8 protein-coding genes are annotated in these 8,122 nt (G+C 65.0%); 7 read left to right on the plus strand and 1 reads right to left on the minus strand.

The window, feature by feature from the left end; translation table 11 throughout:
* Positions 1-205: 205 nt before the first annotated feature.
* From AX735_RS26595 to AX735_RS26625, 7 genes are all read left to right on the plus strand, one after another.
* On the plus strand, positions 206-1,258 hold the full coding sequence (locus AX735_RS26595) for a substrate-binding domain-containing protein (protein WP_060977301.1): 1,053 nt from the start codon (positions 206-208) through the stop codon (positions 1,256-1,258).
* An 8-nt stretch (positions 1,259-1,266) separates the two neighbouring features.
* Positions 1,267-2,643 (plus strand): phosphate ABC transporter permease subunit PstC, encoded by a 1,377-nt coding sequence (gene pstC / locus AX735_RS26600; protein WP_060977223.1) that lies wholly within the window; start codon positions 1,267-1,269, stop codon positions 2,641-2,643.
* Entirely contained in the window at positions 2,636-3,931 is a 1,296-nt protein-coding gene (gene pstA / locus AX735_RS26605) for a phosphate ABC transporter permease PstA (protein ID WP_066275601.1), read from the plus strand. The genes pstC and pstA overlap by 8 nt, the downstream gene beginning before the upstream one ends.
* 8 nt (positions 3,932-3,939) lie before the next feature.
* Positions 3,940-4,725 carry a phosphate ABC transporter ATP-binding protein PstB gene (gene pstB, locus AX735_RS26610; RefSeq protein WP_023838590.1) on the plus strand — a complete coding sequence of 262 codons (786 nt, stop codon included), beginning with the start codon at positions 3,940-3,942 and terminating at the stop codon, positions 4,723-4,725.
* Between the two features lie 90 nt (positions 4,726-4,815).
* On the plus strand, positions 4,816-5,526 hold the full coding sequence (gene phoU / locus AX735_RS26615; protein WP_231750002.1) for a phosphate signaling complex protein PhoU: 711 nt from the start codon (positions 4,816-4,818) through the stop codon (positions 5,524-5,526).
* Positions 5,527-5,557: 31 nt separating this feature from the next.
* Positions 5,558-6,253 carry a phosphate regulon transcriptional regulator PhoB gene (gene phoB / locus AX735_RS26620; protein ID WP_023838588.1) on the plus strand — a complete coding sequence of 232 codons (696 nt, stop codon included), beginning with the start codon at positions 5,558-5,560 and terminating at the stop codon, positions 6,251-6,253.
* A 139-nt stretch (positions 6,254-6,392) separates the two neighbouring features.
* Entirely contained in the window at positions 6,393-7,289 is an 897-nt protein-coding gene (locus AX735_RS26625) for an SDR family oxidoreductase (protein WP_060977303.1), read from the plus strand.
* A 175-nt stretch (positions 7,290-7,464) separates the two neighbouring features.
* On the opposite strand, the gene serB is transcribed toward AX735_RS26625, so the two are convergent.
* Positions 7,465-8,122, minus strand: a 658-nt coding sequence (gene serB / locus AX735_RS26630) for a phosphoserine phosphatase SerB (protein WP_066275606.1), incomplete at its 5' end; no start/stop codon positions are given.

The following is an 8,122-nucleotide window of genomic DNA, read 5'->3' on the forward strand; positions in this document are numbered from 1 at the left end:
AGGGGCCACCGTCCGGACCCGCCGGAAGCGCTGTCACAAAAGCGTCACCTGATTGTCATGTTCGGGCAACGGCCCCTCCCTAACGGCCTCAACGGAAGGGGGCCAGGCAAAGGCATGATCCGCGTCGCGCGATTCTGCCATGTCCGCTGCCGCCGCCTTCATGGCCGGACGTGCGGCTGATGTTCTTGCCCAGAGAGGGGTCGACGTGTTGATCAGGAAGCTCGCCTTTGCCTGCCTTCCGGCGCTTTTGCTGGCCGGATGCAAGGACCCGGCGTCGACCAGCGAGGGCAGCAGCCGCAGCGAGATTCGCATCGTCGGCTCGTCCACCGTCTTCCCCTTTGCCAAGAAGGTGGCGGAGGAATTCGTCAATTTCGATCCCGAGCGCCGCTCCCCCATCCTTGAATCGACCGGTACCGGCGGCGGGGTGGAGCTGTTCTGCGCGGGCGTCGGCGCGAAAACGCCCGACATCGTCAACGCGTCGCGCCGGATGAAGAAGAGCGAGTTCGAGCGCTGCCAGGCCAATGGCGTCGACGGGGTGATCGAGATCGTGATCGGTTTCGACGGCATCGCGCTCGCCCAGTCGACCAAGGGACCCAAGCTGTCGCTCACGGTCGAGGAATTCTACACCGCGCTCGCCGCCCAGCCGTTCGGCAAGGGCCCCAATACCGCGATGCGCTGGCCGGATATCAATCCGGCGCTGCCCGATACGCGAATCAACATCTTCGGCCCGCCCGCCACCTCGGGCACGCGCGATGCGCTCGAAGAGATCATCATGGAAAAGGGCTGCAAGACCGATCCGGCGATCAAGGCTTTGTCAGATAGCGACAAGGAAAAGTTCGAGGACATCTGCCACTCGATCCGCACCGACCAGGCCTATACCGATACGGGCGAGAACGATAACCTGATCGTCCAGAAGCTTTCGACCAACCCCGATGCGGTCGGTATCTTCAGCTACAGCTATCTGGCCGACAATGCCGACACCGTGCGCGGCGTGCCGATCGGCGGCGTCGAGCCGAGCTATGCGACGATCGAGAACGGCACCTATCCCGGCGCGCGCACGCTCTACATCTATGTGAAGAAGAAGCATGTCGACGTGATCCCGGGCCTGCGCGAATTCGTCGCCGAATTCCTTCGCGGGGGGGAGCATGAGGGCTATCTCACCCGGATCGGCCTGATCGCCGCGCCCGACAAGACCCGCACCGAGATGCTCGGTCGCATCAAGTCGCTCACCGCGCTCGACGGCGCGGACCTGAAATAAGCAGTGCCATGACCATCACCGCCACCTTCTTCCTGATCGCGGGCCTCGGCCTGATCGCCTGGGTCTTCGCCCGCGCGCGTGCCGGACGCTTCATCCAGTCGGGCGTCGCCAGCGTCCATTCGCTGCCCAGCTATCACGGCTGGTATGCCGCGATGTGGGCGGTCGTCCCCGCCATCCTGTTCCTGCTGGTGTGGAGCACCATCGCGCCGGCGCTCGGCAGTTACCAAGTGCTCGAAAGCCCGCTAGCCGCAGGGCTTCCCACCGATGCCTTCGAACGCGCAGCGATCCTGTCCGAAGCGCGCGCGCTGTCGCACAATCCCGACCTCAAGGTGTTCAACGACGCCGCAGTCAGGCTTGCCCCGCTCTATGAAGCCGCGGACAGCAAATATGCGATGATCGGCGCGCTCGCCGCCTTCCTGCTGTGCTTTGCCGGCGGCGCCTTTGCCTTTACCCGCATCCGCCCGGATTTCCGCGCGCGCACCCAGGTCGAGCGGACGGTGATGTTCGGCCTGCTGCTCGCCTCGCTGATCGCGATCCTGGCGACGCTCGGCATCGTCGCCTCGCTGATCTTCGAGACGATCCGCTTCTTCGGCATGGTCTCGCCGTTCGAATTCCTGTTCGGGCTCGACTGGAACCCGTCGGACAAGGTCGTCGATGGCCAGGCCACCGGCTTCGGTGCTGTGCCGCTTTTCTGGGGCACGGTGTTCATCGGTGCGATCATCGCGATGCTGGTCGCGATCCCGCTCGGCCTGATGAGCGCGGTCTATCTGACCCAATATGCCAGCGCCAATGTGCGCAAGTGGATGAAGCCGATCCTCGAGATTCTCGCGGGCGTGCCGACCGTGGTCTATGGCTATTTCGCCGCGCTGACCGTGGCGCCTGCGCTGCGCAGCTTTGCCGTGTCGATCGGCATCACCGACGCAAGCTCCGAATCGGCGCTCGCGGCGGGCCTGGTGATGGGCGTGATGATCATCCCGTTCGTCTCGTCGATGGCCGATGACAGCATCGCCGCCGTGCCCGGCAGCATGCGCGACGGCTCGCTCGCCATGGGCGCGACCAAGAGCGAGACGATCAAGCAGGTGCTCATCCCCGCAGCGCTTCCCGGCGTGGTCGGCGGCGTGCTGCTCGCGGTCAGCCGCGCGATCGGCGAGACGATGATCGTGGTGATGGCCGCAGGCCTGGCCGCGAACCTCACCGCCAATCCTTTCGCCAGCGTGACCACGGTGACCACCCAGATCGTCCAGTTGCTTACCGGCGATACCGATTTCGACAGCCCGATGACGCTCGCCGCGTTCGCGCTGGGCCTGACGCTGTTCGTCGTCACGCTGCTGCTCAACATCGTCGCGCTGCAGATCGTCAAGAGGTACCGGGAAGCGTATGACTGAGGCCCTGACCATGACCGCAACGCCCCCGACTGCAAGCCCCTCGTCGCGCAAGACCGACTGGATGGGCGATGCCATGCAGCGCCGCATCGCGCGCCGCTATGCCGCCGAGCGCCGGTTCAAGTTCCTGGGCCTGGCTGCGGTGGCCGTGTCGTCGCTGTTTCTCGCCTTCCTGCTCGTTGTCATGGTCGGCAACGGGGCCAAGGGCTTCGTCACCACCGAGGCGACACTGACGATCGACCTGCCCGCGGCCACCGGCAGCATCTCGCCCGATCAGCTGACCGGGCCGCAGCTTTCCGCCACCATGGCCTCGATCGACGTTCGCCGCATCTTCGATCAGGCCGTGCAGGCGCAATATGGCGAGGATGGCGCGCGCTATTTCGCCAGCACCGCCTGGACCGCCTTGCGCGACCAGCTGGTCGAAAATCCCAATCTGGTGATGGGCGAGACCAGCTTCTGGCTGCCGACCTCGAGCGATATCGACCGCGCCGCCAAGGACCGTTCGACGCCCGAGGCCGAGCGCGATTATGCCGCGCTCACCAAGGCAGGCGAAGTGCGGCAGAGCTTCAACATGCAGTTCCTTACCGGCTCGGACGGCACCGACCCTGCGCGCGTCGGCATCTGGGGCGCGCTCAAGGGCTCGCTGATCACGATGGTCGTGACCCTGTTCCTCGCCTTCCCCGTCGGCGTGCTGGCGGCGGTCTATCTCGAGGAATATGCGCCCAAGAACCGCTTCACCGACCTGATCGAGGTGTCGATCAACAACCTTGCCGCCGTCCCCTCGATCATCTTCGGCCTGCTCGGGCTCGCGGTGTTCCTGCAATTCCTGTCGATGCCGCGCTCGGCGGCCCTGGTCGGGGGCCTGACGCTCGCGCTGATGACCATGCCGGTGATCGTCATCGCCGCGCGCAACGCGATCAAGGCGGTGCCCCCCTCGATCCGCGAGGCGGCGATGGGCGTCGGCGCGAGCCCGATCCAGGTCGTGTTCCACCATGTGCTGCCGCTTGCCATTCCGGGCATCATGACCGGCACCATCATCGGCATGGCGCGCGCGCTGGGCGAGACCGCGCCGCTGCTGATGATCGGCATGCGCGCCTTCACCACCACCCCGCCCGATGGCCTGACCGATCCCGCCACCGTGCTGCCGGTGCAGATCTTCCTCTGGTCGGACGAGGTCAATCGCGGATTTGTCGAAAAGACCTCCGCCGCGATCATCGTCCTGCTCGTCTTCCTGCTCACCATGAACGCGATTGCCGTGTACCTGCGCAACCGCTTCGAAACCCGCTGGTAACCCGATCCATGCTCGACAATCTGGCCTCTGCCACCACCAAACCCAAAATGTCCGCGCGCGACGTGCGGGTCTTTTATGGCCCCAAGGAAGCGATCAAGGGCGTGTCGATCGATATCGACATGGACAATGTCGTCGCGTTCATCGGCCCCTCGGGCTGCGGCAAGTCGACCTTCCTGCGTACGTTGAACCGCATGAACGACACCATCCCGATCGCGCGGGTGGAGGGCGATATCACGCTCGACGGCGAGAATATCTATTCGAGCAGCATGGACGTGGTGCAGCTGCGCGCACGCGTCGGCATGGTGTTCCAGAAGCCCAACCCCTTCCCCAAGTCGATCTACGACAATGTGGCGTACGGCCCGCGCATCCATGGCCTCGCCCCCAACAAGGCCGAGCTCGACCAGATCGTCGAGAATTCGCTGGTGCGCGCCGGCCTGTGGAACGAGGTCAAGGACCGGTTGCAGGACAGCGGCACCGCGCTTTCGGGCGGCCAGCAGCAGCGGCTGTGCATCGCGCGTGCGATCGCGGTCGATCCCGAGGTGATCCTGATGGACGAGCCCTGCTCGGCGCTCGACCCGATCGCCACCGCCAAGATCGAGGAACTGATCCATGAGCTTCGCGGCCGCTATGCCATCGTCATCGTCACGCACAACATGCAGCAGGCCGCGCGCGTCTCGCAGAAGACCGCGTTCTTCCACCTGGGAACCATGGTGGAATATGGCGACACGTCGGATATCTTCACCAACCCGCGCGAGGAACGGACGCGCGACTATATTACTGGCCGTTACGGCTGACCGACACCACATGCTTAAGCGAAACGGCTTGGCAGCACGGGGATACGGGGGTCCCGCCAAGCCTGGCATCGCAACGAACGGAATGTCTTGATGAACCATAGCCTGAACGAACACACCCTGAAGGCCTTTGACGGCGACCTCATCACCCTGCGCGGGCTGATCGCGGAGATCGGCGGGCGCGCCGAAAAGGCGGTCGAGGGCGCGATGGCCGCGCTCGCCAACAACGACCATGATCTGGCGCGCCAGGTGGTCGAGGGCGACAAGCGCATCGACGCGCTGGAAGAGCAGATCGACCGCATGGTGATCCAGACGATCGCACTGCGCGCGCCGATGGCGGACGACCTGCGCGAACTCGTCGCGGCGCTCAAAATCTCGGGCGTGGTCGAGCGCATCGGCGATTATGCCAAGAACATCGCCAAGCGTGTGCTGCTGATCGATGCCGACCAGCAGATCGATGCCGCGCGGCTGCTGCCCGCCATGGCTGACGCGACCCGCCAGCTGGTCGACGATGCGTTCACCGCGTTTGCCAAGCGCGATGCCGACCTTGCCGTCGCCGTCTGCGCGCAGGACAAGACCGTCGACGATTTCTACAACAGCATCTTCCGCGCGCTCATCGCGCACATGATCGAATATCCCGAACATGTCGGCGCGGGCACGCACCTGCTGTTCATCGCCAAGAATCTCGAACGGATCGGCGACCACGCCACCAATGTGGCCGAAATGGTTTACTTCGCGGTCATGGGCCAGTCGATGAACGAGCGCGAGCGCGGCGACGACGCGCTGGCGCCCGGCAGCGACTGACCGGACCTTTTGAAACGAAAGCACGATACCGATGACGACTCCGCATCTGCTGCTGGTTGAAGACGACATGGCCTTGGCCGAATTGGTGTCCTGGCATTTCGACAAACAGGGCTTCCGCGTCAGCCAGACCGCCGATGGCGAGGAGGCGATGCTGATCGCGCGCGAGGAACGGCCCGATATCGTGCTGCTCGACTGGATGATCGAGAATCTGTCGGGCATCGAGGTCTGCCGCCGCCTGCGCCGCGACAACGACACCTCGAACATCCCGATCATCATGATGTCGGCGCGCGGCGAAGAAGAAGACCGGGTGCGCGGGCTGGACATCGGCGCCGACGATTATGTCACCAAGCCCTTCTCCCCCCGCGAGCTGATCGCGCGGGTCAACGCGGTGCTCCGCCGCGTGCGCCCCGCGCTCGCCGGCGAGGCGCTCAGCTTCGCCGATATCGAGATGGACACGGTGGGCTACAAGGTGAAGCGCGCCGGGCAGACCATTCCGCTCGGTCCCACCGAATTCCGCCTGCTGCGCCACTTCCTCGAGCATCCCGGCTGGGTGTTCTCGCGCGAGCGGCTGCTCGACAGCGTCTGGGGGCATGACAGCGATATCGAGATTCGCACCGTCGACGTGCATATCCGGCGCCTTCGCAAGGCGCTCAACGCCAATGGCCAGCCCGATATCATCCGCACCGTGCGTTCTGCCGGCTATGCGCTGGACAGCGAACTGGCCTGATCGCCGTAGCGTCAGCTTTGCTTGACGGACGCGTAAAGTTGGATGCCCATGGCTTGGCGCTTGCCAAGCGCTTCAACATGGCTAAAACCCGCGCCATTCCGCGCGGCAATGCCGCGCATTCAAGAGAGGGATGCTTGCCATGACCATCAGTTTCAAGGACCGCGTTGCCATCGTCACCGGTGCAGGCGGCGGCCTCGGCCGCGCCTATGCGCTCGAACTTGCCGCGCGCGGCGCGAAGGTTGTCGTCAACGATCTGGGCGGTGCGCGCGACGGCACCGGCACCTCCGACGCGGCCGAAAAGGTCGTCGAGGAGATCAAGGCTGCGGGCGGCGAAGCCATGGCCAATGGCGGATCGGTCACCGAATACGAGCAGATGGTCGAGATGGTCGCCAAGGCCAAGGAAGCCTGGGGCGGCGTGCACGTCCTGATCAACAATGCCGGCATCCTGCGCGACAAGAGCTTCGCCAAGATGGAGCCCGCCGATTTCGACCTCGTGGTAAAGGTCCACCTCGTCGGTTCGGGCTATTGCACCAAGGCGGTGTGGGAAACGATGCGCGAGCAGAATTACGGCCGCATCCTGATGACCGCCTCGTCGACCGGCCTGTACGGCAATTTCGGCCAGGCCAATTATGGCGCGGCCAAGCTGGGCCTCGCCGGCCTCACCAAGACGCTGTATCTCGAAGGCGCGAAGAACAACATCAAGGTCAACACGCTGGCTCCCGTCGCCGGAACGCGCATGACCGAAGATATCTTCCCGCCCGAAGCCTTTGCCCAGTTCAAGCCCGAGAACGTGGTTCCCGCCGCGCTCTACCTGGTCTCTGAAGAGGCACCGACCAACATGATCATCGGCGCGGGCGCAGGCGCGTTCCACGCGGCCTATGTCACCATGACCCAGGGCGCGGCGCTCCCCGAAGGCGAGCGTACCCCCGAAGGCGTCGCACGCATCTTCGACAAGATCATCGACCGCACCGGCGAAACCGTGCCGCAGTCGGGCAGCGAACAGGCGATGACGATCATGCGTCTGCTGCAGGGCTAATCGGCTGGCATCGGATCGACGTCATCTCGTCACCCCCGCGAAAGCGGGGGTCCCGCTTCTCGGATGCCGATACGAAAAAGCGGGATTCCCGCGTTCGCGGGAATGACGATTGAAATGCTCGAGAGTAACGAGAAAAGGGCGCGGCGAGCGATCGTCGCGCCCTTTTTCGTCCGGGCTATTCGCTCCAATCCCCCCGCGCGATACCCAGCGCGTGGAGCAAAGCCGTCCAGTCGCCGTGCGCGATATGCGCGTCGGCGGCGGCGACCGCGGCGGGCTTGGCGTGATAGGCGACGCCCGTGCCTGCGGCCTTGAGCATCGGGATGTCGTTCGCGCCGTCGCCCAGCGCGATCACCTGCGCCACCTCGAGCCCCTGGCCCACCGCTTGCTCCATCAGGATCGCCGCCTTGCGCGCGGCATCGACGATCCCGCCTTCGAGCGCGCCGGTCATGTGGCCGTGCTCGATTACCAGCCGGTTGGCGAACACCGCGTTGAAGCCCAGCTCCGCGCCGATCACGTCGGCAAAGGAATGAAAGCCGCCCGAGACGAGCACGCAATCCACGCCGCGCGAGCGCAGCGTGCGCACCAGAGTGCGCGCGCCCGGCATCGGCTGGATGCGGTGGCCCAGGCACTCGCCGATGACATGCTCGCTCAGCCCCTCGAGCAGCGCGACGCGCTCGCGCAACGCCGCCTCGAAATCGAGCTCGCCCTGCATCGCGCGCTCGGTAATTTCGGCGACCTGCGGCTTGACCCCGGCATAATCGGCGAGCTCGTCGATGCATTCATTGGCGATCATCGTGCTGTCCATGTCGGACACGAGCAGGCGCACGCCGCGC

The organism is Blastomonas sp. CCH1-A6 (assembly GCF_001556365.1).
Lineage (GTDB): Bacteria > Pseudomonadota > Alphaproteobacteria > Sphingomonadales > Sphingomonadaceae > Blastomonas > Blastomonas ursincola.